Genomic DNA, 21,667 nt, shown 5'->3' on the forward strand with positions numbered 1-21,667 from the left:
CACGATGCACGCGTCGGCCACGGCCTCTGCCCGCCCCCCCACCGCCCCCCCCCCCCCCCCCCCCCCCCACCCCACCACCCCCCCCCCCCCCCCCCCCCCCCCCCCCCCCCCCCCCCCACGGTCCTGTTCGCGTGCGTTCGCCGCGGCGGGCGGCTCCGAAGCGTCCCCGCCAACGGGACCTAGCGGGTCAGCGGCGGAGGCGGGCCCTGCGGGGCGTCCCCACCGGTGCTCCCGGGCTCGTCGCGGACGACCTCGCCCTGGACGACCTTGCCGTCGGGCCGGTGGATACGGGCCTGCTGGAAGGCGTCGCCCAGGGATCCGTGCGCGGCCTCACGCAGCTTGCGCTCGAAGGTGCGCTCGGCATAGCGGCTCACGGCCTTCTGGACCGGGGGCACCAGCAGGAGCAGCCCGAGTGCGTCCGAGACCAGGCCGGGGATGATCAGGAGCAGGCCGCCCAGCATCATCAGGCCGTTGCCCTCGCTGTTCGGCCGGGCTTCGGGTGCCACGCCGCTCTGCTGCTGTTGCAGCGTCTCGGTGAGGTTCTTGAAGGCCCGTCGGCCGGCCCGCTTGATGACGACCGAGCCGAGGACCAGACCGGCGAGCAGAACGAGGAGGACCACCAGGCCGTTCGACGCCCCGGCGACCACCGTGAGCAGCCAGATCTCCAGAACGAACCACGCGGCGACGGCGAGCGGCAGGACAGCGCGCAGCCGGGAGCGCCGGGGCCGGACGGGATGCGGGGTCTGAGCGCCAGTCGTCATGGTCCCAGTGTGCCTGGGCCCCGCTCAGAGCGGGATAAGCGGGGGGAGGACGGACAGTCGGCGGCCTGCCGTACGCCTACGCCTCGGTCTGCCCGGCCTTCGGCTCGGACCGCGCGACGTCCGGCTCGGGCTGCTTTCCGTCCGGCCTGGGGTGCTTGTTGTCGCCGCGTCCCAGGACCTTGCCGACGCGCTCCCCCACGCCCCACGCGGTGACCCGCCACAGTGCCTCGACCAGGATGTCGCGGCTCATCTTCGAGTCGCCGAGCTCGCGCTCGACGAAGGTGATCGGCACCTCGACGACGTGGTAGCCCGCCTTGACCGCGCGGCGGGCCAGGTCGACCTGGAAGCAGTACCCCTGGGAGGCCACCTCTTCCAGACCGAGTCCCTCCAAGGTCTCCCGGCGGAACGCGCGGAAGCCGCCGGTGATGTCACGCAGCGGGAGGTCGAGCGCCATCCGGGAGTAGAGGCTGCCCCCGCGCGAGATGAACTCGCGGGACTTCGGCCAGTTCACCACCCGGCCGCCGGGCACCCAGCGCGAACCGAGCACGAGGTCGGCGCCCTTGAGGGCGGTCAGCAGGCGGGGCAGTTCCTCGGGCTGGTGGGAACCGTCGGCGTCCATCTCGATCAGTACGCCGTAGCCGTGCTCGATGCCCCAGCGGAATCCGGCGAGGTAGGCCGCGCCCAGGCCCTCCTTGCCCTTGCGGTGCAGCACCTGGACGTGATCATCCCCGGCGGCCAGCTCGTCGGCGAGCTTGCCGGTGCCGTCGGGGCTGTTGTCGTCGGCCACGAGAACGTGCGCCTCGGGGACGGCCTCGCGCACCCGGCCCACGATCGCCTTGATGTTCTCCGCCTCGTTGTAGGTCGGAATGATCACCAAAGCCGTACCGAGCGGGCCGAAGGTCCGCCCCTGGGATCCCGCCTCGAGGGTCCCGTCGCCGTCGTCCACTGCTGCCCCTTCATGTCCTGTGCGCAGGGTCCCACCATAGTCGTCGGGGTTCGCGTCGACGCGCAGGCCGTTCCTATGGCGGTGTCGTTCACCGGAGATCGGGTAGCAATAGGCTTTTGGGCCGCGCCGCGGACGGGGTGCGGCAGCGGATGGGGGCCCGGCGCCCTTCGGGCCGGCCTGGGATCCGCCGGCTGCGGATCGACCTGAAGCCGTTGTCTACTGAGCGCCCGGGCCCCACCCGGGGTCGCACCTCCCCGGCCGGCTGGAACGTTCCCTCGTTACCGCGCCGACGCTGAGCCTGGCTCCCAGTGGCGGTGCGCCGGTGCGGCACACCGTCCCTGACCCAGCGGCGCTGACCCGAGTGGCCGGAAGTTCCCCGGTCGGGCGTCCGGTGGTGGACCCGGCCGAACCTACCGGCCCCCTGCCGTCGCCTGTCAACAGTCGTTTGACCTGCGTAATGTGGTTCAAATGCCTGGTCAGCGGCGAGGATGCGCAGGTCGCGAACGAGAGGCGCGGTGCATGATCGTCGTCGCGCCGACCTCGTAGATCACTCGCCCGGCCGTACGAAGACCGTGCGCCCGCCGACCACCGTGCGCAGGCAGACGGGCAGGTCATGGCCAGGAGTGAGGTCGGGCAGACCGGGGGTGCCGGAGCGGGGGTCGGTGGACCAGCGGGCCACCCGGTCGTCGGGCGCCTGGACCACGAGTTCACCGGTGTGCCAGACGGCGTAGTCGGCGGGTGCGCCGGGCACCAGGACGCCCGCGTCGTCGCGTCCGACGGCGCGCCAGCCGCCGCGCGTGTGGGCGGTGAAGGCGGCGCGCACGGAGACACGGTGCTCCGGGGTGCGGTGGAAGGCCGCGGCGCGGACCGTGCCCCACGGGTCGAGGGGGGTGACCGGGCTGTCGGACCCGAAGGCCAGCGGGACACCGGCCCGCAGCAGCGCCGCGAACGGGTTGAGGGTGCGGGCCCGCTCCCTGCCGAGGCGCCGGGCGTACATGCCCTCCTCACCGCCCCACAGGGAGTCGAAGGCGGGCTGGACGGAGGCGGTCAGGCCGAGTTCGGCGAAGGCGGCGATGGTCTCGGGGGTGAGCATCTCGGCGTGTTCGACGCGGTGCCGGGCGGCGCGGACGCGGGCGAGGCCGACCTTCTCGGCGGCGGCGCGCAGGCCGTCCACCACGGCGCTCACCGCGGCGTCGCCGATGGCGTGGAAGCCCGCCTGGAGTCCCGCCTCGGTGCACTCGGCGACGTGGGCGGCCACCGCGGCGGCATCCAGGTGGGCGGTACCGGTGTGACCGGCGTCGGCGTAGGGCTCGTGCAGGCAGGCGGTGTGCGAGCCCAGGGCGCCGTCGGCGAACAGGTCACCGGCGGCGCCGATCGCGCCCAGTTCGCGGGCCTTGGCGACGTCCTGTTCGGCCCAGTAGCCGACGACACGCGGGCCGTGCCCGTCGGCGGCGAGCCGCAGCAGGCCGGTGAAGTCGTCCTCGGAGGAGATCTCCGGTCCGCCGCACTCGTGGACCGTGCCGATGCCGAGGGATACGGCGTGGGCGAGGGCGGCCCGCTGGGCCTCGGCACGCTGGGCCGGGGTGACGGCGCCCAGTGCGGCGGCGCGCACCGCGTGGTGGTCGTCCCCGGTGAGCGGGCGGTCCTCGCGGGTGACGGCGCCCGCGACGAGGTCGAGCAGCGCGGTGGTGACGACGGCGGAGTGCACGTCGATCCGGCTGAGGTAGAGGGGACGGCCGCCGGTGGCCTCGTCGAGTTCCGCGCGGGTCGGGGGGCGGCCGCCGGGCCAGCGGGCGGCGTCCCAGCCGTGGCCGAGCAGCACGCGGTCGTCCGGGCGGGCGGCGGCGAACTCCCGTACGCGGGCGAGCGCGGCCTCGAGCGAGGTCGCGGCGGACAGGTCGAGTCCGGTGAGAGCGAGGCCGGTGGCGGTGGTGTGGACGTGCGCGTCCGTGAACGCGGGGGTCACGAGCGCACCGTCGAGGTCGACCACCTCGTCGACGCCGTCCGCGAAGGCGTCGGCGGCACCCTCGGAGCCGACCCAGGCAACCTGGCCGCGCTCGACGACCATCGCGGTCGCGAAGGGGTCGGCGGGGCTGTGGACCTCTCCGCGGCGAAGCAGGACGGTGTGCGGCGGGACGGTGCGTTCACTCATGCCCACAGTCTCCCGCGTCCGGCCGGGCGCGCCGTACGCAGGGCCCGGTCGGGCGGGCGCGGGGCCGCCTGTGGTGGGTGGGTGGCGCGGGGACGGGGCGGGGGTGTCCGTCCTCGGACTGGCGCGATGGAGCTTGTTGGTGGGGGTGTGGGGTGCGGACGCGCCGGCCACTGCGGGCGAACACCCCCGCCCCGTCCCCGCCCCGCCGTGGGCGGGGAGGGGACGGGCAGTGGTGCCGCCGCTCCCGCGTTCCCGCGGGCAGTCGTGCCGCAGGGCGGTGGGGGTACCTCCCGCTCGAGCGCAGCCGAGAGTGGGGGAGGCACCCCGTAAGCGCCGGGCTGCGCAATCAACCCCCGGCCGACACCCACCCCGGCGCGCGAAATCCGCCCCGCTCAGATGCGCGGTGGGCGGGCCTCGTACGGGGTGGAGAGGACCACCGTCGTGCGGGTCGAGACGCCGGCCAGGGAGCGTACCCGGGCGAGGAGTTCCTCCAGTTCGTGCGGTGTGGACACGCGCACCTTGAGGATGTAGTTCTCGTCGCCCGCCACACTGTGGCAAGCCTCGATCTCCGGCACACCGGCGAGGCGGTCCGCGATGTCGTCGGGGGCGCTGGGGTCGAAGGGTTTGACCGAGATGAACGCGGTCATGGGCAGCCCGACGGCCTCCGGGTCGACGACCGCGGCATAGCCGCGGATGACGCCACGCTGCTCCAGCCGGCGCACCCGCTGGTGCACGGCCGACGTGGACAGGCCCGTGGCCTTGCCCAGGTCTGTGTAGCTCATCCGCCCGTCCTTGACGAGCAGCTGCACGATCTGTCGGTCCAGCTCCTCCATGGCGCAAGAACCTACAGTGCACTTGATCGCCTCGGATACCGGAGCGGGGGCTGCGGAGTCACCGCGCGGGGCACCTGCGAGCGGCATGTGACGAACGCCACAGCCTTCGGACGGTCTCCGTGATGTTCTCGTGATTACGCCCCGAGGGCGACGGGAAGTGCTTGCTGTGGTCGAGGCCGCAGCGCCTTCACGGCCCAGCCCGAGGGGGAGAACCCAATGCAGAGTCTTAAGCGCCTTGGTCGTACCACGTCCAAGCGGCAGCAGCCGGTCGTCACGCCCGAGCCGGAGTACGTCGAACCCGACGCCCTGGACGACGAATCCGACGCGTACGACACCTTCGAGATGTACCGGGTGACTTGCCCGGACTGCGCGCAGCCCATCGCCCTGCTGGCGGACGAGGACGTCCTGCCGGAGCACGCGCTGTGCGCCTCGCCGTGGAACCCGTTCGGACTCACCGTCTGTGCCGGTACCGGCCGCCGGGCCTCCGAGGCGCGGCCGGCGGACGAGTCCGTCGAGCCCCAGGAGCAGGACACGGCCCTGCTGTTGACGCTCCCTCAGGGGCTCGACTGGCGCATGCAGCCGTTCTCGCACGTCGGCGGCCCGGGTTCGCGCCCGATCAGGGTCCCGTCTATGCGGCGCCACGCCGCCTGAGCACACGCGGCAGGAGGGTGGCGCCGTGCGTCACCCTCGTCCGCCGTACGGGACGGCCGCGAACGCACGCCCTATTCCGGCGTTCGGTGACCCGTCCGGTCGCTCCCGCGTTGCCCAGGCATGACGACCCCCACGTACTCGACGACCGGGCGTCAACGCCGTGTCTTCGTGCCGCCTCCCTTGGAGGCGGCCGTACCCGCCCCGCCCCAGCTCCCGGATCCGCCGATCTACCGCGAGCTCATGCGGACCTGGGCCGACCGGGGCCGTACGCTGCCCGGGCGGCACGACCCGGAGTGGACCCGGCTCGCCGCGCCCTGGCGGGAGCTCGGTCGGTTCAGCGCGTCTCCGGCCCCGCGAGGTGGCGGGCGATGACCATGCGCTGGATCTGATTGGTGCCCTCGACGATCTGCAGCACCTTGGCCTCGCGCATATAGCGCTCGGCCGGGAAGTCCGCGGTGTAGCCGTAGCCGCCGAGGATCTGCACGGCGTCGGTGGTGACCCGCATGGCCGTGTCGGTGCAGTGGAGCTTGGCCATGGCGGCCTGCTTGGCGAACGGCCGCCCCGCGTCGCGCAGCCGGGCCGCCGCCAGATACAGCGCGCGTCCGGCCTCGATCTGTGTGGCCATGTCGGCGAGCATGAAGCGCAGTCCCTGGAAGTCGGCGATGGGCTTGCCGAACTGCCGACGCTCGGTCGCGTACGCGAGCGCCGCGTCGAGCGCCGCCTGGGCCAGGCCGACGGCGCAGGCGGCGATGCCGAGCCGGCCGCCGTCCAGGGCCGACAGGGCGATCGCGAAGCCCTGCCCCTCCTCGCCGATGCGCCGCGTGTCGGGGATCCGGACTCCGTCGAAGTGGACCTGGGCGGTGGGCGAGCCCTTCATGCCCATTTTCCTCTCCGGTACTGCGGCGCTCAGCCCGTCGGCGTCGCCGGGCACGAGGAACGCGGTGATCCCGCGCGGGCCCTCCTCGCCGGTGCGGGCCATGACCGTGTAGAAGTCGGCGATGCCTCCGTGGGTGATCCAGGCCTTGGTACCGGTGATCACCCAGGTGTCGCCGTCGCGCACAGCCTTGGTGCGCAGCGAGGCCGCGTCCGAGCCGGAGGCGGGCTCCGAGAGGCAGTAGGCGCCGAGCAGGCCGCCGTCGAACATCGCGTTGAGGTGCTCCGCCTGCTGCTCCTTGGCGCCGAAGGCGGCGAGCGCGTAACAGGCCAGGGTGTGCACGCTGACGCCCAGGCCGACGGTGAGTCGGGCCGTGGCGAGTTCTTCGAGGACCTGGAGGTAGACCTCGTAGGGCTGCTCGCCGCCGCCGTACTCGGCGTCGTAGGGCAGGCCCAGCAGGCCCAGCTCGGAGAGCCGGGTGAAGAGCTCGCGGGGGAAGCGTCCCGCGTCCTCCTCCTCGGCCGCCGTGGGGGCGATCTCGTGCTGCGCGATGTCACGGACGAGCGAGATGAGGTCCCGGGCCTCGTCCGTGGGCAGTTGCCGGTCCACCGGCTGCGGGGCGCGGTCGGGCATGGCGACGCTCTCCTCCCTGTTCGGGCACATCGGCGTGCGCCTTGGGTGGGGGCGGCTCCGCCGGGGTCGTATCGGTGCCTGGCCGATGCTCGCACTCCCGGGTCTCGGAAGCTGCTGACCAGCGGCTGTGCGCTGTGAGTATGCCCGATCGGCGGCATCGAGTCACCAGTTAACGAGCGCTCACCGAAGATACCTTCGCCACACCCTCCGCCGGTCCCCATTGGTCCGCACCATTGACCAACTGGTCTAGTCCTCCTAGGGTTTGGCTCCACCGATTCGCGCTCCCCTCCCCCCACGAGGAGTCACCGAATGCAATCCCCCCACCGCCCCCGCAGGCTGCGGGCGCTCCTGTCCGCCGCCTGCGCCGCCGTGCTCGGCGCCGGACTGCTCGCCGGCACAGGCGCCACGACCGCCGCCGCCGCGACCTCGGCTCAGGAGGCCGCCGCCGGGTCCAAGGTCATCGGCTACTTCACCGAATGGGGCACCTACGACCGGAAGTACTACGTCAAGAACATCGAGACGTCCGGCTCCGCGGAGCGGCTCACCCACATCAACTACGCCTTCGGCAACGTCACCGGCGGCAAGTGCGCGATGGGCGACTCGTACGCCGCGACGGAGCGCAGCTACACGGCGGCCGAGTCCGTCGACGGTGTCGCCGACACCTGGGACCAGCCCTTGCGTGGCACCTTCAACCAGTTGCGCGAACTGAAGAAGAAGCACCCCGGCCTGAAGGTCCTGTGGTCCTTCGGCGGCTGGACCTGGTCCGGCGGCTTCGGCGAGGCGTCGAAGAACCCGGCCGCGTTCGCCCGTTCCTGCTACGACCTGGTCGAGAACTCCCGGTGGGCCGACGTCTTCGACGGCATCGACATCGACTGGGAGTATCCCAACGCCTGCGGCGCCACCTGCGACTCCAGCGGCCGGGACGCCTTCCGGAACCTGATGTCGGCGCTGCGCGCCCAGTTCGGCACCGGGAACCTGGTCACCGCGGCGATCACGGCGGACGCCACCCCGGGCGGCAAGATCGACGCGGCGGACTACGCGGGCGCCGCCCAGTACGTCGACTGGTACAACCCGATGACGTACGACTTCTTCGGCGCCTGGGACGCCGCCGGGCCCACCGCCCCGCACTCGGCGCTGACCTCGTACGACGGCATTCCGAAGGCGGACTTCCACAGCTCGGCCACCATCGCGAAGCTCAAGGGTCTCGGCATCCCCGCCGGCAAGCTGCTGCTCGGCATCGGCTTCTACGGCCGGGGCTGGACCGGGGTGACGCAATCGGCGCCGGGCGGCACGGCGACGGGGCCCGCACCCGGTACGTACGAGCCGGGCATCGACGACTACAAGGTGCTCAAGGCCGCGTGCCCGGCGACCGGCACGGTCGGCGGCACCGCCTACGCCAAGTGCGGCAGCGAATGGTGGAGCTACGACACCCCGGCCACCATCGCGACCAAAATGAACTACAAGGACCAGCAGGGTCTGGGCGGCACGTTCTTCTGGGAGCTGAGCGGCGACACCGCGAGCGGGGAGCTGATCAAGGCGATCCGTTAGCCCCTCCGGGGTGCGCGGGGGGCGGGGGTTCCACGGGGGACCTCCGCCCCCTGTCGCTGTGCCCGGTCCGGCTCAGGCGTCGCGGCGCGCGGGTGCCGGTGCCGGGTGGGAGGGATCCAGTTCCTCGATGGCGCGCATGGCCCCGCCGAGCGTCTTCACCAGCAGCTCGCACATGGTCTCGCGCGGCAGATCACCACGGTCGATCCAGGCGAGCGCGGCGCCCTCGACGCTGCACACCCAGGCCAGCAGTCCCATCCGCGCCACCGGGGCGATGTCGGTGCGGCCGTACGCGCCCTCGGCGATGGTCGCGACGATCGCCTCGCGCACCCCGTCCCGGATGGCGTGCACCTCGGTGTCGAAGCCGACGCCGCCGGCGACGATCGCGCGATAGGCGGCCTGGTTGTGCTCGGCGTACCGCAGATAACTGTCGATGGTGCGCTGCACCCGCTCCACGGGCGGCAGTTCGGCCCCGCCGGCCGCGTGGGTGACCAGACCGGCCACCGAGTCCTGGATGATCGCCAGGTAGTAGCCCCGCTTGGAGTGGAAGTAGTAGTAGATCAGCCCTTTGGCGACCTGCGCCTGGCGTGCGATGTCGTCCATCGACAGCGCGTCGTAGGAAGTGTCGGCGAACAACTTCCGCCCGACGGCTATGAGTTCGGCCCGGCGGGCCGACGAGCGCTGGGTACCGCGCGCTCCGGGGCGCACGGCGGGCTGCTTGCTGATGTTCACTTTCGACCCAGGTCTCCTGCGGGCGGCGGGACAATCCCGCCGCAGTATGGCAGGTCGGGCGCCGGACCGGGTCGTGCGGCCCCTGGAGGCCTCCGGGTTACAGCAGTCCCAGCTGGGTCACGAGCATCGCGAGGACCACGACGAGCAGCCATCCCATGACGTGCTCGAGGATCTTCGGTCCGTCCTCCCGGGGGCCGCCGGTGCGGGCGCGGGTGACGGTGGCTGCGTTCGCGGTCATGGCTTCTCGCTGGTCTCGGTGGTACCTGGACTCCCCCATGCGGCTTCGTCCACCTTGCCACCGTGAGCGGCTTTCGCGGTCGAGACGTTGCTCACACGCCGACGGGCCCCGGCTCACCGGGGCCCGTCCGCCGAACGGGCTCAGCGCACTCCCACCGCCGCGAGCGCCGTCCGCTGGCGCGGGGTCGGATGTGCCGGGAAGTACAGGTAGCAGACCCCACCGGTGCCGGAGACGACCTTGCCGGAGGCGTTGTACCGCTTGGTCCGCAGCCAGATGTTCTCCCACTCGCGCCGCCGGTAGACGCGGCGCACGGCTTCGTTGTCGTCCGAGGCGGGGTCGTTGGCGATCACATCACCGTCGGCGGTGAAGCCGATCACGGTCATCAGGTGCCCGGACGTGCCGTACCCGGCCCCGGTCAGCTCCTCCTGAAGGAACGACTGGGACGTTATGGCCGGGATGCCGGCGGCGATCAGCGTCTCCAGGTCGGTGAGGGAGCGGAGGCGGGTGACCACTGACTGCAGGCCCTTGAAGGTGGCCGCGTAGGCGGCGTTGAACGGCCAGTTGCCGCAGCCGGCGTACTGGTAGTCGTACGTGTACCGGGCCGCGTGGCAGATCTGCGGGTCGGCGAAGGAGGGGTCGACCCAGGCCAGCTGCTCCTCGGTGAGCCTGCCGCCCCAGTACTCGATGATCATCTGGGAGGAGGTCGGGCTGCACCAGGCCTCGCCGCCGTTGTCGTACTCCGGGTACTGGCCCTTGTGGATCTCCTGGGAGTAGCGCGGGACGATCAGTTCCCGGGCCAGGCGGGGCGTGGAGGCGGGGACGGTGAACCGGTCGGGGACGTCGGAGCCCATCGCACCGGCCCGCCACACGGTCGGGGTGAGGCGGGTGCCGGGACGGCGGTGGAGGGTGAGACGCAGCCGGTAGGAGACCAGGCGGAGGCCCGAGGCGGCGTCGTCGACGGCGAACGTGTCCGTCCAGACGCTGCTCTTCCCGTCGCCCTGGTCGTCCACCGAGGTACGCCGGATGTCCTGGTCCCCGGCCGCCCAGCGGCCCAGGACGTACCAGGGGGTGTCCGTGCCGTCGGAGTACGTGCCCTTCAGCTCGACCTGGAGCCAGGTGCCCTCGGGGGTGTGCGCGTTCCAGGAGGCGATGGCCTCCGTGGCCGGAACCCGGAGACGGTGCACGGGCGACGTCCAGGTCGCGTACTCCCAGGCGGCCGTGCGGCCGGTGTGCGGGTCGGTGTAGTCGATGGTGCCGGCGGCCCTCGCGATCACCAGACCGGGGCGGGCACCGGCGACCGCGCGGGTCCCGTCGGCGGTGCCGCTGCGCCAGTCGGTGTACGAGGTCCAGGCCCGGTTGTCGACGGTGCGGGCGGGAGCCCGCCCGCCGCCGGTCGTGTCGGGGGCGCCGGCGGTCGTGGTACCGGCGTAGGCCGGGCCCGCGCTCCCGGCGACGGTGGCGACGACCGCCGCGGTCAGGAGGGTTCTGCGGGACGGCAGTTCGGCTCTGCTCATGGGTCGAGGACCCCCAGGTGTCGGAGTCGGGACAGGACCAGTGCACGGCCGGACGGACGGTGTGCGTCCGCCGGATGAAACGGGTGTGCGCCAACTATGGACGCAGCCGGGCGCGTCCTGCCAGCACCCCGGCCGTGCCTCACCCGACCAACATGGGACTCGACCAATGGCGGGACCTGCGGCAGCCACGCCGGACCCGGGGCCTAGAGTGCTCCCGTCAGCCCCTCACCTCCGGGAACCAGCCATTCACGATCTCGCCTCCCGCATCCGCCGGCTCGCCCCCTCCTGCGGCCCGGTCCGGCTCGTCGGTGTCGACGGGCACGCCGGCTCCGGTAAGTCGACCTTCGCCGGCCGGCTGGCCGAGGCGCTGGACGGCGCCCCGGTACTGCGGCTGGACGACGTCGCCGCCCACACGGAACTGTTCGACTGGACCGGACGGCTGCTGAGCGAGGTGATCGAGCCGCTCGGGCGCGGCGAGACCGCGCACTACGCCCCGTACGACTGGCGCACCCGGCGCTTCGGACCGCCCCGCCCGCTCCCTCCGGCGCCGGTGATCGTCGTGGAGGGTGTCGGCGCGGGACGCCGGGCGCTGCGCCCGCATCTGGCGCTGCTGCTGTGGATGGACCTGCCCCGCGAGGAGTCCTGGGCGCGTGGCCGGGCGCGGGACGGCGAGGAGCAGCGGGAGTTCTGGGACGGTTGGGTGCGCGCGGAACGCGAGCACTTCGCCGGCGATCCCTCACGCCCCTTCGCCGACCTTCTGGTGCGGCAGTGCACGGAGGGATATGAGGTGCTCAACGGGCCTGCCGGGACGGACGCGTCCACCACTTCGTTCACGCAGGGTGATGGACCGTCGGCAATGTGGTGAACTCGTGAAGAGTGGTCCCGGACAAGTTGCCGCAGTCCCCCAACTCCGCTTGACCGGGGGCCCGTACAGGTCTTACGTTCTCAATGTGCGGCTCTTCGGAGTCGCCCGCAGACACGAAGCCCCCGGTTGTTCCCCCGTGATCGGGGGCTTCGTTCTGCCCTCTTCACGTTTTTCGACCGCTCAGCGGCATATGACGATCACCCTGGGTCACCGTACGTCGAGGCGCTCCGCCCCTCCCACCTCGCGACTCGACGGGCACGGCACCCTGCGGACGTGACGCCGCCGCAGGTACGATGCCCTCGGTGCGACCTACGGACACTGCTTCGCGCACCTTGCAACTCCGGTCCGCGGTACAGCGGTTCGACCACAGGGAGCCGACGGGCGAGGGCCGGCCGGCACACCGACGGGGGCACGGTTTGTGGGGGACGTGATGGACTTCGGCACGCAGGGCGCGCAGGCCCCGGCCGACCTCGCCTGGCTGCGAGGCGTGGACGCCTACACCATGGGCGCTTACCCGCAGGCCGAGGAGGAGTTCCGGGCCGCGGTGCGGATCGACCCGGGGATGGCCGACGGCTGGCTCGGACTGCACGCGCTGCGCGTCGACACGACGACCGCGCTGCTGCGGATGTTCCGGCACCGGGACCGTTTCGGCGAACAGCGCACCCGGCACCGGCGCACGCTCAACTCCTGGTACTGGCTCGGCTGGTGGGTGCAGCCGGTGCTGGAGAGCCCCCGGGACCTGCTGCTGGCGCACGCCTCCCACTGGCTGGACGGCCGCCATGTCCCCGAGCTGGACCGGGCCCTCGCGGGACTGCCCCCGGTGGACACCGACCCGCAGGTCCGCTTCCTGCACGCCTGCCGCGCCTACCTCGTCAAGGACTGGGAGCAGCTGGTCCGGCACACGGACTCCCTGGTCGAGGACCCGATGCTGGGCATCGAGGCAGGCCTGTTCGGCGGCATGGCGCGGGTGCGGCTCGAGATGTACGGCCAGGCCGAACCGCTGCTGTCGGCGGCGCTGATGCGGTGCCGCAGCGAACAGCCGCAGCGCAAGGAGCTGCGCTACTGGCTGGCGCGCGCCCATGAGGGCACCGGCCGCAGTGCCGCGGCGCTCCCCCTGTACCGGGCCGTGCACCGGGTCGATCCGGCGTTCATGGACACCTCCGCCCGGCTGGCCGCCATCGCCGAGGGCGACGGCTACGACGATGCCGCCGACCTCGCCTCGATCACTTTGACGGGTGCCGGACAGGACATGATGGACGGCCCCGACACCCTCGACCCGCTCTTCGGCACGGAGGGGCGTGACCTGCGGCTGTCCGAGCCCGAGCCGCCGCCGGCTCCGCTGCCGTCGGTCACCGGGCCGGGTGTGCGCGAGCGGGCGGTCAGTTCCGGGGCACCGCTGCCGACGGGACCGACCGACCCCGCGTTACTCGAGGAGGCGCTCGCGGAACTGGAGCGCATGGTCGGCCTGGAGCCGGTGAAACGGCAGGTCAAAGCGTTGTCGGCGCAGCTGAACATGGCGCGGTTGCGAGCCGGCCAGGGGCTGCCGGTACAACCGCCGAAACGGCATTTCGTCTTCTCCGGGCCGTCCGGAACGGGGAAGACCACGGTGGCCCGAATTTTGGGCCGCGTCTTCTACGCCCTCGGGCTGCTCGGCGGTGACCATCTGGTGGAGGCCCAGCGGGCCGATCTGGTGGGCGAGTATCTCGGGCAGACCGCGGTGAAGGCCAATGAGCTGATCGACTCCGCGCTCGGCGGGGTGCTGTTCGTGGACGAGGCCTACTCCCTGTCCAACTCCGGGTACGGCAAGGGGGACGCGTACGGGGACGAGGCACTTCAGGTGCTGCTGAAGCGGGCCGAGGACAATCGGGATCACCTGGTGGTGATCCTCGCCGGGTATCCGGAGGGCATGGACCGGTTGCTGGCCGCGAACCCCGGGCTGTCGTCCCGTTTCACCACACGCGTGGACTTTCCGTCGTACCGGCCGCTGGAGCTCACCGCGATCGGTGAGGTGCTGGCGGCGGAGAACGGAGACGTGTGGGACGAGGAGGCGCTGGACGAACTGCGCTCGATCGCCGGGCATGTGGTGGAGCAGGGGTGGATCGACGAGTTGGGGAACGGGCGGTTCCTGCGGACGCTGTACGAGAAGAGCTGTGCCTATCGGGATCTGCGGTTGTCGGTGTACCCCGGTGAGCTGACGCGCGAGGATCTGGCGACGTTGCGGCTGGCGGATCTCATGCAGGCGTACGGGGAAGTGCTGTCGGGGCGAGGGCCGGCGGACCCACCGGGGTTGTGAGGCCCGGTGGGCCGAGCCGGCGGCGGCTGTGTTCGCTCGCCCCGCCGGAGGGGTGTCTCCCCCGCTCCCGGCTCGAGCGGGGGAACCCCACCAGCTAGGTCGCCAGGGCTTGTTCCGGGGTGTCGGTTGATCTCTGGGGGGTGAGGGTGACCTCTCTGTGGGCGGGGTCGCGTACCTCCCCCACCAGGAGTTCCAGGACGTCCTCCAGCGCGACCAGGCCCAGGACCTTGCCGGAGGCGTCGGAGACCTGGGCCAGGTGGGTCGCCGCGCGGCGCATCACCGTGAGGGCGTCGTCCAGGGGGAGCTCGGGGCGCAGGGTGGTCATGGGGCGCCACAGCTGCTGCGGAACGGCGCGGTCGGAGTCCTCCAGGTCCAGCACGTCCTTGACGTGCAGGTACCCCATGAAGGCCCCACCGTCCGCGGCCACCGGGAAGCGGGAGTAGCCGGTGCGGGCGGTGAGCTCCACGATCTCACCAGGGGTGACCGCGGGCGTGACCGTCACCAGCGACTCGCGGTCCAGCAGGACGTCCGTCACCGGGCGGGAGCCCAGCTCCAGGGCGTCCTCCAGGCGTTCTGCCTCCTCGGGGTCGAGGAGACCCGCCTGGCCGGCGTCCTCCACCAGCCGGTTGAGCTGCTCGCTGGTGAAGACGGCCTCGACCTCGTCCTTCGGCTCGACGCGGAACAGCCGCAGAACGGCCTGGGCACAGGCGCCGAGGGCGACGGTGACCGGCCGGCACAGCCGGGCGAACCAGACCAGTCCGGGGCTCAGCCACAGCGCGGCGGTCTCCGGTGCCGCCATGGCCAGGTTCTTCGGGACCATCTCCCCGATGACGAGGTGGAAGAAGACCACGACGGCGAGCGCGATGACATAGCCGAGCGGGTGGATCATGCCGTGCGGCAAGTGCATCCCGACGAACGCCGGCTCGAGCAGATGGGCGACCGTCGGCTCGGCGACCGCGCCCAGGGTGAGCGAGCAGACGGTGATGCCGAACTGGGCGGCCGCCATCATCTGCGGCAGATGCTCGAGGCCGTACAGCACCTGACGGGCGCGGGCGGTGCCGAGGGGTTCGATCTGACTGCGGCGGACGGAGACCAGGGCGAACTCGGCGCCGACGAAGAAACCGTTGGCGAGTACGAGCAGCGCGGCGAAGAAGAGCTGCAGGACGCTCATCCGGCCACCTCCACGAGAGGCAGCGGGGCCGTTCTGACCAGCCGGACGCGCTCGGCGCGGTAGTGGCCGACCGCACGGACCGACAGGCGCCAGCCGGGCAGTTCCGCGCGGTCGCCGACGGCCGGGATGCGTCCGAGCAGGTCGGCGACCAGGCCGGCCACCGTCTCGTAGGGCCCCTCGGGCACCTCCAGGCCTATGCGCAGCAGTGTGTCGACGCGGACTCCGCCGTCGACGTCCCAGGCCGGGTTGCCGTCCTCCGGCGGCGCGGGGGCGAGTTCGGGAACGTCCTGGCCGTCGTGCTCGTCGCGCACCTCTCCGACGATCTCCTCGACGATGTCCTCCAGCGTGACCACGCCGGCCGTGCCGCCGTACTCGTCGACGACGACGGCGATGGGCTGTTCGCTGCGCAGCCGCGTGAGCAGCGGACGTACGGGCAGGGTCTCGGGGACGAGCAGCGCCGGGCGGGCGATGCGGCCGACGGGAGTGCGCAGCCGGTGGGGCGCGGGTACCGCCAGGGCGTCCTTGAGATGGACCATGCCGACGATCTCGTCGATCCGGTCCCGGTACACGGGGAAGCGGGACAGTCCGGTGGCCCGGGTCAGATTGACCACGTCCTCGGCGGTCGCCGACGACTGCAGGGCGCTGACCTTCACGCGGGGGGTCATGACGTGCTGCGCGGTCAGCTCGCCCAGGGACAGGGTGCGGACGAAGAGGTCGGCCGTGTCCTGTTCGAGGGCGCCGGCCCGGGCGGAGTGGCGGGCCAGGGAGACGAGTTCGCCGGGGGTGCGGGCGGAGGCCAGCTCCTCGGCGGGCTCGAAGCCCAGGGCGCGCACCAGACGGTTGGCCACGGCGTTCAGCCCGGCGATCACCGGGCGGAACAGCCGGGCGAAGGCGTGCTGCGGGCCGGCCACGAAGCGTGCGACCTGCATCGGGCGGGACACCGCCCAGTTCTTGGGCACGAGCTCACCGATCACCATCTGGACCGCCGAGGCCAGCAGCATGCCGACGACGACGGACACCCCGGGTACCGCGCCTTCGGGGATGCCGATGCCGGTGAAGGGGCCGTGCAGCAGTCCGGCGAGGGCCGGCTGGGCCAGCATGCCGACGACGAGGGAGGTGATGGTGATGCCGAGCTGGGTGCCGGAGAGCTGGAAGGACAGCTCCCGGAGGGACGCGACGACGCGGCGGGCGCGCCGGTCGCCGGCCGCGGCGGCCTGTTCGGCGTCCGGTCGTTCGACCGTCACCAGACCGAACTCCGCGGCCACGAAGAACCCGTTGGCCAGAATCAGTACGAACGCGGCTGCGAGCAGCAGCAGGGGGGTGGTCATGATGCCGCCGCCTCCACATGCGCGCGAACCCGGGAACACGGGTCCGCGCTATGTCGGCAGGGGGCGGCGCAGGTACTGCAGGACGATCCGTCCATCGCCGGAGAGGGTCACTCCTCGGGTAGCTGGAGCCCCTGGGCACCGGGCGGGGCGGCAGGGGCGGAGGCGCTGTCGTCGCGCCTCCGCCCACCAGATTAATCAAGACATGGGCGACTGCGGGAGGTGGACGTCCCCGGCGCTCCCCGGACACGGCCCCGTACGGGCCCGCGGAGCCGGTCCGTGCAGGATGCCGGGGTTCAGCCCCGTGGCGTCCCGTGGCCGGGTGTGGAGCGCTCCTCGGCGAGGGCCCGCAGGGCGCGTGCGTCGGCGATGGCACGCTGCTTGGCGATGCCCGGCTGGATGCCGAGGGCGGGCAGGCTGGTGCCGTCGCTGAGGTCGAGGAAGACCCAGGGATCACCCGGGCGGAGGTTCACCTGAAGGATCTCAGCCCACTCCAGGCGGCGCCGGCTCACGATGTTGACGACGGTGACGCCCGACTCGTCGGCGACGACTTTCGGCCGGGCCAGCAGGAACAGCACACCGGCCAGCAGCGCGGCGGTGAACACGAAGCTGATCCGCTCCCCCGGGCTGAGCTGTTCCAGCAGCAGCGCGATGAGGGTGATGACCACAAACATCGCGATACCGGCCGAGTGCAGCACCGCGCGGGTGCGGGACGGACGGAAGGTGACGGGCAGCGCGGGCGGCCCGCCCGGCGTGGATGCGGACATGGGAGTGCTCCGGGCCCGGTCAGAGGCGGCAGGCGTGGATGGCCGTGGTGAGGATGGCGCGGGCGCCGATGTCGTACAGGTCGTCCATGATCCGCTGGGCGTCCTTGGAGGGGACCATCGCGCGGACGGCGACCCAGCCCTCGTTGTGCAGCGGGGAGACGGTCGGGGACTCCAGGCCCGGGGTGAGCGCGACGGCCTTCTCCAGCTGCTCGACCCGGCAGTCGTAGTCCATCATCACGTAGGTGCGGGCGACCAGGACGCCCTGGAGGCGGCGCAGGAACTGCTGCACCTTGGTCTCGACGGTCGGGTCGGCGTCGGCGGAGGCGCCGGTGCGGCGGATGACGACCGCCTCGGACTTCATGATCGGCTCGCCGAAGACCTCCAGGCCCGCGTTGCGCAGGGAGGTGCCGGTCTCGACGACGTCGGCGATGACCTCGGCCACGCCCAGTTCGATGGCGGTCTCGACGGCGCCGTCGAGGTGGACGACCGAGGCGTCGATGCCGTGGTCTGCGAGGTGTGCGGCGACGATCCCCTCGTAGGAGGTGGCGACCGTCCTGCCGGTGAGGTCGGTGAGGCCGTTCGCCGTTCCGGGCCGGGTGGCGAAGCGGAAGGTGGAGCGGGCGAAGCCGAGCGGCAGGATCTCCTCGGCGTCGGCGCCGGAGTCGACGAGCAGGTCGCGGCCGGTGATGCCGATGTCCAGCTTGCCCGAGGACACGTAGATCGCGATGTCGCGGGGGCGGAGGTAGAAGAACTCCACCTCGTTGACCGGGTCGACGATCCGCAGTTCCTTGGACTCGCGGCGCTGCTGGTAGCCGGCCTCATGCAGCATCTCCCCCGCGGGGCCTGACAGGGAACCCTTGTTGGGGACGGCGATGCGCAGCATGAGGTCGGCTTCCTTCGTGTGGGGAGGGGTGTGTCGGGGGGCGTCGGATCTACAGGTGGGCGTAGACGTCGTCGAGGGAGATGCCGCGGGCGACCATCATCACCTGGACGTGGTAGAGCAGCTGGGAGATCTCCTCGGCGGCCGCTTCCTTGCCCTCGTACTCGGCGGCCATCCAGACCTCGGCGGCCTCCTCGACGACCTTCTTGCCGATGGCGTGGACGCCCTTGTCGACGAGCTCGGCGGTGCGGGAGGTGGCGGGGTCGCCGTGGGCGGCCTTGTGCTGGAGCTCGGTGAAGAGCTCCTCGAACGTCTTCTTGGACATGGTGGTCCTTACCCTACGCGGTGGCGGGGACTGCTCACCGCCAGGGTTCGGATACTGAACGCAGTGTGGCCGCGGTCGCCACGGCGGCGGTGACCGCCTCGTGGCCCTTGTCCTCGCTGGAACCGGGCAGTCCGGCCCGGTCCAGGGCCTGCTCCTCGTTGTCACAGGTGAGCAGGCCGAACCCGACGGGCACCCCGGTGTCGACCGACACCTGGGTGAGGCCCTGGGTGACGCCCTGGCACACGTAGTCGAAGTGGGGCGTGCCACCCCGGATGACGACGCCGAGGGCGACGACCGCGTCGTAGCCGCGCCCGGCCAGGACCTTGGCGACGACGGGGAGTTCCCAGCTGCCGGGCACCCGGAGCAGGGTCGGCTCGTCGATGCCGAGGTCGTGCAGGGCGCGCAGGGCGCCGTCCACCAGTCCGTCCATCACCTTCTCGTGCCACTGTGCCGCGACGACGGCGACCCTGAGGTCACCCACGTTGCGTACGGACAGTTCCGGTGCACCCTTGCCGCTCACGTCTCTCCTCGGTTCTCTTACTGGTTGCCGCAGGCGGGCACGGTCGGCGTGTCCAGCCAGGGCAGGTCGTGGCCCATCCGGTCCCGCTTGGTACGCAGGTACCGGAGGTTGTGCTCGCTCGTGGTGACGGGCATCGGCTCGCGCCGGGCGACCTCGATGCCGTGCCGGACGAGCGCGTCGGACTTGTCGGGGTTGTTGGTCATCAGGCGGACGCTGCGGACCCCGAGGTCGGCGAGGATCTGCGCGCCGGCGCCGTAGTCGCGGGCGTCGGCGGGCAGGCCGAGTTCCAGGTTGGCGTCCAGGGTGTCCCGGCCCCGTTCCTGGAGTTCGTAGGCGCGCAGCTTGGACATCAGGCCGATGCCGCGCCCCTCGTGTCCGCGCAGGTAGACGACCACGCCCCGGCCCTCGGCCTGGATGCGGTCCAGGGAGGCGTCCAGCTGGGGTCCGCAGTCGCAGCGCTGGGAGCCGAAGACGTCACCGGTGAGGCATTCGGAGTGGACGCGGACCAGGACGTCGTCGCCCGAGCCGATCTCGCCGTGGACGAGGGCGACGTGCTCGACGCCGTCGACGGTGGAACGGTAGCCGTACGCCGTGAAGGTGCCGTGGGAGGTGGGCAGCCGGACCTCGGCCTCGCGGCGGACGGTGGGCTCGGCGGACCGGCGGTAGGCGATCAGATCCTCGATGGAGATGATCGTCAGGCCGTGCTTGCGGGCGAAGGGCACGAGTTCGGGCAGCCGCAGCATGCGGCCGTCCTCACCGGCGATCTCGACGATGGCACCGGCCGGCCGCAGCCCGGCGAGGCGGGCGAGGTCGACGGCGGCCTCGGTGTGGCCGTTGCGCACGAGCACACCGCCGGGGCGGGCGCGCAGCGGGAAGACGTGGCCGGGGCGGACGAAGTCGGAGGGTCCGGCGGTACCGCCCGCCAGCAGCCGGAGCGTGGTGGCGCGGTCGGCGGCGGAGATGCCGGTGCTCACTCCGTGTGCGGCGGAGGCGTCGACGGAGACGGTGAACGCGGTCTTCATCGACTCGGTGTTGTCGTCGACCATCTGCGGGAGGTGCAGCCGGTCCAGTTCGTCGCCCTCCATGGGGGCGCAGATGAGGCCGCGGCACTCGCTCATCATGAAGGCGACGATCTCCTCGGTCGCCATCTCGGCGGCGATGACGAGATCTCCCTCGTTCTCGCGGTCCTCGTCGTCGACGACCACGACGGGGCGGCCGGCCGCTATGTCGGCGACGGCCTGCTCGACCGGGTCGAGCCGGAGGTCGAAATCCTCGGTGTCGTACAGCATGGGTGCCGCGGTCATGCCGGCGCTCCTTCCAGGGCGGGCCGCGCGTCGCGGGAGCGCAGCCACCAGTCGCGCAGGCCCCAGAGGACCAGTGCGCCGTAGATGATGTAGACGAAGCCGGAGAACGCGAAGCCGTTGGCGAAGTTGAGGGGGACGCCGACGAGGTCGACGAGCAGCCAGGCGAACCAGAACTCGACCATGCCGCGGGCCTGGGCGTACATGGCGACGATCGTGCCGACGAAGATGTAGGCGTCCGGCCAGGGGTCCCAGGACAGGGACGGGTAGAGGGTGAACAGCCCGCCGACGGCGAGGGTGCCGACGGCCGCCGCACCCGCCAGGACGACTCGTTCGAGGTTCGTCGCGAACCGTACGTCGATGGCGCCGTCCTGCGCCTGCTGCCGGCCGCGGTTCCACTGCAGGAAGCCCCAGGTGGCGACCAGCATGACGACGACCTGCTTGCCCGCACTGCCCGAGAGGTGGGCGGTGGCGAAGGCGGCGAAGAGGATGAGCCCGGAGAGGAACTGGGCGGGCCAGGTCCAGATGGAACGGCGCCAGCCGAGGGCGAGGCCGAGCAGACCGATGACGTTGCCGATCATGTCCGACCATTTGATGTGCTGGTCGAGGACGGTGAACGCCTCGGAGTTGAGCCAGTTCACCGGGCCGCCCCCTCGCCGATCGCGCGGTCGCCGAGCATCCGCTCGACGTACTTGGCGATGACGTCCACCTCGAGGTTGACCGGGTCCCCGGGCTGCTTGATGCCGAGCGTGGTCAGGGCGAGGGTGGTGGGGATGAGGCTGACGGTGAAGTGGTCGGGTCCGGCGTCGACGACGGTGAGGCTGATGCCGTCGACGGTGATGGAGCCCTTCTCCACGACGTAGCGGGAGAGGTCCGCGGGGAGCGAGACCTTCACGAGCTCCCAGTTCTCCGACGGCCTGCGCTCGAGGATCTCGCCCGTGCCGTCGACATGGCCCTGCACGATGTGACCGCCCAGACGCCCGCCCACCGCCATGGGGCGTTCGAGGTTGACGCGGGAGCCGACGGTGAGGACGCCGAGGCTGGAGCGGTTCAGGGTCTCCGCCATCACGTCGGCGGTGAACTCGTCGCCCTCGTGCTCGACGACCGTGAGGCAGACGCCGTTGACGGCGATGGAATCTCCGTGCTGGGCGCCCTGGGTGACGACGGGGCCGCGCAGCCGGAAGCGACAGGCGTCGTCGAGGGTCTCGACGGCGGTGATCTCGCCCAGCTCTTCGACGATTCCGGTGAACACTTCCCGGGTCCTCCTGCCTCTTCGGGCACGGACTCCGGGGCCTGTCGATGACGACAGAGACTACGAGCGAGGATCCCGGGAACGACGCC

General features: G+C 71.9%; 21 protein-coding genes. 4 read left to right on the plus strand and 17 right to left on the minus strand.

Features of this window, described 5'->3' with window-relative positions:
• Positions 1–179 precede the first annotated feature (179 nt).
• The 4 genes from fxsA to ACZ44S_RS06690 form a co-directional block, all read right to left on the minus strand.
• A complete protein-coding gene (gene fxsA / locus ACZ44S_RS06675; protein WP_466925208.1) occupies positions 180–761 on the minus strand; it encodes an FxsA family membrane protein in 582 nt (193 codons plus the stop codon).
• Positions 762–837: 76 nt separating this feature from the next.
• Positions 838–1,707: a polyprenol monophosphomannose synthase gene (locus ACZ44S_RS06680; protein WP_466925210.1), complete on the minus strand. Its 870-nt coding sequence runs from the start codon at positions 1,705–1,707 to the stop codon at positions 838–840.
• A gap of 547 nt (positions 1,708–2,254) precedes the next feature.
• Positions 2,255–3,859: an amidohydrolase gene (locus ACZ44S_RS06685; protein WP_466925211.1), complete on the minus strand. Its 1,605-nt coding sequence runs from the start codon at positions 3,857–3,859 to the stop codon at positions 2,255–2,257.
• Between the two features lie 392 nt (positions 3,860–4,251).
• Entirely contained in the window at positions 4,252–4,692 is a 441-nt protein-coding gene (locus tag ACZ44S_RS06690; protein WP_030867874.1) for an Lrp/AsnC family transcriptional regulator, read from the minus strand.
• A gap of 216 nt (positions 4,693–4,908) precedes the next feature.
• On the opposite strand from ACZ44S_RS06690, the gene ACZ44S_RS06695 reads away from it, so the two are divergent.
• On the plus strand, positions 4,909–5,343 hold the full coding sequence (locus ACZ44S_RS06695; RefSeq protein WP_466925213.1) for a hypothetical protein: 435 nt from the start codon (positions 4,909–4,911) through the stop codon (positions 5,341–5,343).
• A gap of 334 nt (positions 5,344–5,677) precedes the next feature.
• Here ACZ44S_RS06695 and ACZ44S_RS06700 read toward each other — a convergent pair whose 3' ends face one another.
• Positions 5,678–6,850, minus strand: a complete 1,173-nt coding sequence (locus tag ACZ44S_RS06700; RefSeq protein ID WP_466925216.1) for an acyl-CoA dehydrogenase family protein — start codon at positions 6,848–6,850, stop codon at positions 5,678–5,680.
• 309 nt (positions 6,851–7,159) lie between these two features.
• On the opposite strand from ACZ44S_RS06700, the gene ACZ44S_RS06705 reads away from it, so the two are divergent.
• Positions 7,160–8,398 (plus strand): glycoside hydrolase family 18 protein, encoded by a 1,239-nt coding sequence (locus tag ACZ44S_RS06705; protein WP_466925219.1) that lies wholly within the window; start codon positions 7,160–7,162, stop codon positions 8,396–8,398.
• A gap of 72 nt (positions 8,399–8,470) precedes the next feature.
• Here the strand turns inward: ACZ44S_RS06705 and ACZ44S_RS06710 are convergent, their stop codons facing one another.
• The 3 genes from ACZ44S_RS06710 to ACZ44S_RS06720 form a co-directional block, all read right to left on the minus strand.
• A complete protein-coding gene (locus ACZ44S_RS06710; protein WP_466925222.1) occupies positions 8,471–9,127 on the minus strand; it encodes a TetR/AcrR family transcriptional regulator in 657 nt (218 codons plus the stop codon).
• 97 nt (positions 9,128–9,224) lie between these two features.
• Positions 9,225–9,365: an SCO1431 family membrane protein gene (locus ACZ44S_RS06715; RefSeq protein ID WP_466925224.1), complete on the minus strand. Its 141-nt coding sequence runs from the start codon at positions 9,363–9,365 to the stop codon at positions 9,225–9,227.
• Between the two features lie 140 nt (positions 9,366–9,505).
• On the minus strand, positions 9,506–10,879 hold the full coding sequence (locus tag ACZ44S_RS06720; RefSeq protein WP_466925226.1) for a peptidase C39 family protein: 1,374 nt from the start codon (positions 10,877–10,879) through the stop codon (positions 9,506–9,508).
• A 166-nt stretch (positions 10,880–11,045) separates the two neighbouring features.
• Here ACZ44S_RS06720 and ACZ44S_RS06725 point away from each other — a divergent pair, with 166 nt between their 5' ends.
• Together ACZ44S_RS06725 and ACZ44S_RS06730 are read left to right on the plus strand one after the other, a co-directional pair.
• Positions 11,046–11,744: a uridine kinase family protein gene (locus tag ACZ44S_RS06725; RefSeq protein ID WP_466925229.1), complete on the plus strand. Its 699-nt coding sequence runs from the start codon at positions 11,046–11,048 to the stop codon at positions 11,742–11,744.
• 430 nt (positions 11,745–12,174) lie between these two features.
• Entirely contained in the window at positions 12,175–14,037 is a 1,863-nt protein-coding gene (locus tag ACZ44S_RS06730) for an AAA family ATPase (protein WP_466925232.1), read from the plus strand.
• 94 nt (positions 14,038–14,131) lie between these two features.
• On the opposite strand, the gene ACZ44S_RS06735 is transcribed toward ACZ44S_RS06730, so the two are convergent.
• The 9 genes from ACZ44S_RS06735 to ACZ44S_RS06775 form a co-directional block, all read right to left on the minus strand.
• On the minus strand, positions 14,132–15,208 hold the full coding sequence (locus tag ACZ44S_RS06735; RefSeq protein ID WP_466925235.1) for a hemolysin family protein: 1,077 nt from the start codon (positions 15,206–15,208) through the stop codon (positions 14,132–14,134).
• On the minus strand, positions 15,205–16,536 hold the full coding sequence (locus ACZ44S_RS06740) for a hemolysin family protein (protein WP_466925237.1): 1,332 nt from the start codon (positions 16,534–16,536) through the stop codon (positions 15,205–15,207). The genes ACZ44S_RS06735 and ACZ44S_RS06740 overlap by 4 nt, the downstream gene beginning before the upstream one ends.
• Before the next feature lie 293 nt (positions 16,537–16,829).
• The gene (locus tag ACZ44S_RS06745; RefSeq protein ID WP_466925240.1) at positions 16,830–17,300 is read right to left on the minus strand and encodes a PH domain-containing protein; all 471 of its coding nucleotides are present in this window, start codon (positions 17,298–17,300) and stop codon (positions 16,830–16,832) included.
• Between the two features lie 19 nt (positions 17,301–17,319).
• Positions 17,320–18,183 (minus strand): ATP phosphoribosyltransferase, encoded by an 864-nt coding sequence (gene hisG, locus ACZ44S_RS06750; RefSeq protein ID WP_466925242.1) that lies wholly within the window; start codon positions 18,181–18,183, stop codon positions 17,320–17,322.
• Positions 18,184–18,232: 49 nt separating this feature from the next.
• Positions 18,233–18,505, minus strand: a complete 273-nt coding sequence (locus ACZ44S_RS06755) for a phosphoribosyl-ATP diphosphatase (protein ID WP_004990764.1) — start codon at positions 18,503–18,505, stop codon at positions 18,233–18,235.
• Positions 18,506–18,539: 34 nt separating this feature from the next.
• Complete coding sequence (ribH, locus tag ACZ44S_RS06760; protein ID WP_125508260.1) at positions 18,540–19,025, minus strand: 6,7-dimethyl-8-ribityllumazine synthase; 486 nt, start codon at positions 19,023–19,025, stop codon at positions 18,540–18,542.
• 17 nt (positions 19,026–19,042) lie between these two features.
• Entirely contained in the window at positions 19,043–20,329 is a 1,287-nt protein-coding gene (locus ACZ44S_RS06765; RefSeq protein WP_466925245.1) for a bifunctional 3,4-dihydroxy-2-butanone-4-phosphate synthase/GTP cyclohydrolase II, read from the minus strand.
• Positions 20,326–20,967: a nicotinamide mononucleotide transporter family protein gene (locus ACZ44S_RS06770; protein ID WP_466925247.1), complete on the minus strand. Its 642-nt coding sequence runs from the start codon at positions 20,965–20,967 to the stop codon at positions 20,326–20,328. Before ACZ44S_RS06770 ends, ACZ44S_RS06765 begins: the two co-directional genes overlap by 4 nt.
• A complete protein-coding gene (locus ACZ44S_RS06775) occupies positions 20,964–21,578 on the minus strand; it encodes a riboflavin synthase (RefSeq protein WP_466925250.1) in 615 nt (204 codons plus the stop codon). Before ACZ44S_RS06775 ends, ACZ44S_RS06770 begins: the two co-directional genes overlap by 4 nt.
• Between the last annotated feature and the right edge of the window lie 89 nt (positions 21,579–21,667).

The sequence above is a fragment of the Streptomyces malachitofuscus genome, from assembly GCF_055571035.1.

What these genes read in the sequence shown, in the direction of transcription:
- fxsA (WP_466925208.1), bottom strand. Translation starts at nt 761, where the DNA reads ATGACGACTGGCGCTCAGACCCCGCATCCCGTCCGGCCCCGGCGCTCC.
- ACZ44S_RS06685 (WP_466925211.1), bottom strand. Translation starts at nt 3,859, where the DNA reads ATGAGTGAACGCACCGTCCCGCCGCACACCGTCCTGCTTCGCCGCGGA.
- ACZ44S_RS06690 (WP_030867874.1), bottom strand. Translation starts at nt 4,692, where the DNA reads ATGGAGGAGCTGGACCGACAGATCGTGCAGCTGCTCGTCAAGGACGGG.
- ACZ44S_RS06695 (WP_466925213.1), top strand. Translation starts at nt 4,909, where the DNA reads ATGCAGAGTCTTAAGCGCCTTGGTCGTACCACGTCCAAGCGGCAGCAG.
- ACZ44S_RS06700 (WP_466925216.1), bottom strand. Translation starts at nt 6,850, where the DNA reads ATGCCCGACCGCGCCCCGCAGCCGGTGGACCGGCAACTGCCCACGGAC.
- ACZ44S_RS06705 (WP_466925219.1), top strand. Translation starts at nt 7,160, where the DNA reads ATGCAATCCCCCCACCGCCCCCGCAGGCTGCGGGCGCTCCTGTCCGCC.
- ACZ44S_RS06715 (WP_466925224.1), bottom strand. Translation starts at nt 9,365, where the DNA reads ATGACCGCGAACGCAGCCACCGTCACCCGCGCCCGCACCGGCGGCCCC.
- ACZ44S_RS06720 (WP_466925226.1), bottom strand. Translation starts at nt 10,879, where the DNA reads ATGAGCAGAGCCGAACTGCCGTCCCGCAGAACCCTCCTGACCGCGGCG.
- ACZ44S_RS06725 (WP_466925229.1), top strand. Translation starts at nt 11,046, where the DNA reads ATGGCGGGACCTGCGGCAGCCACGCCGGACCCGGGGCCTAGAGTGCTC.
- ACZ44S_RS06730 (WP_466925232.1), top strand. Translation starts at nt 12,175, where the DNA reads ATGGACTTCGGCACGCAGGGCGCGCAGGCCCCGGCCGACCTCGCCTGG.
- ACZ44S_RS06735 (WP_466925235.1), bottom strand. Translation starts at nt 15,208, where the DNA reads ATGAGCGTCCTGCAGCTCTTCTTCGCCGCGCTGCTCGTACTCGCCAAC.
- ACZ44S_RS06740 (WP_466925237.1), bottom strand. Translation starts at nt 16,536, where the DNA reads ATGACCACCCCCCTGCTGCTGCTCGCAGCCGCGTTCGTACTGATTCTG.
- ACZ44S_RS06745 (WP_466925240.1), bottom strand. Translation starts at nt 17,300, where the DNA reads ATGTCCGCATCCACGCCGGGCGGGCCGCCCGCGCTGCCCGTCACCTTC.
- hisG (WP_466925242.1), bottom strand. Translation starts at nt 18,183, where the DNA reads ATGCTGCGCATCGCCGTCCCCAACAAGGGTTCCCTGTCAGGCCCCGCG.
- ACZ44S_RS06755 (WP_004990764.1), bottom strand. Translation starts at nt 18,505, where the DNA reads ATGTCCAAGAAGACGTTCGAGGAGCTCTTCACCGAGCTCCAGCACAAG.
- ACZ44S_RS06765 (WP_466925245.1), bottom strand. Translation starts at nt 20,329, where the DNA reads ATGACCGCGGCACCCATGCTGTACGACACCGAGGATTTCGACCTCCGG.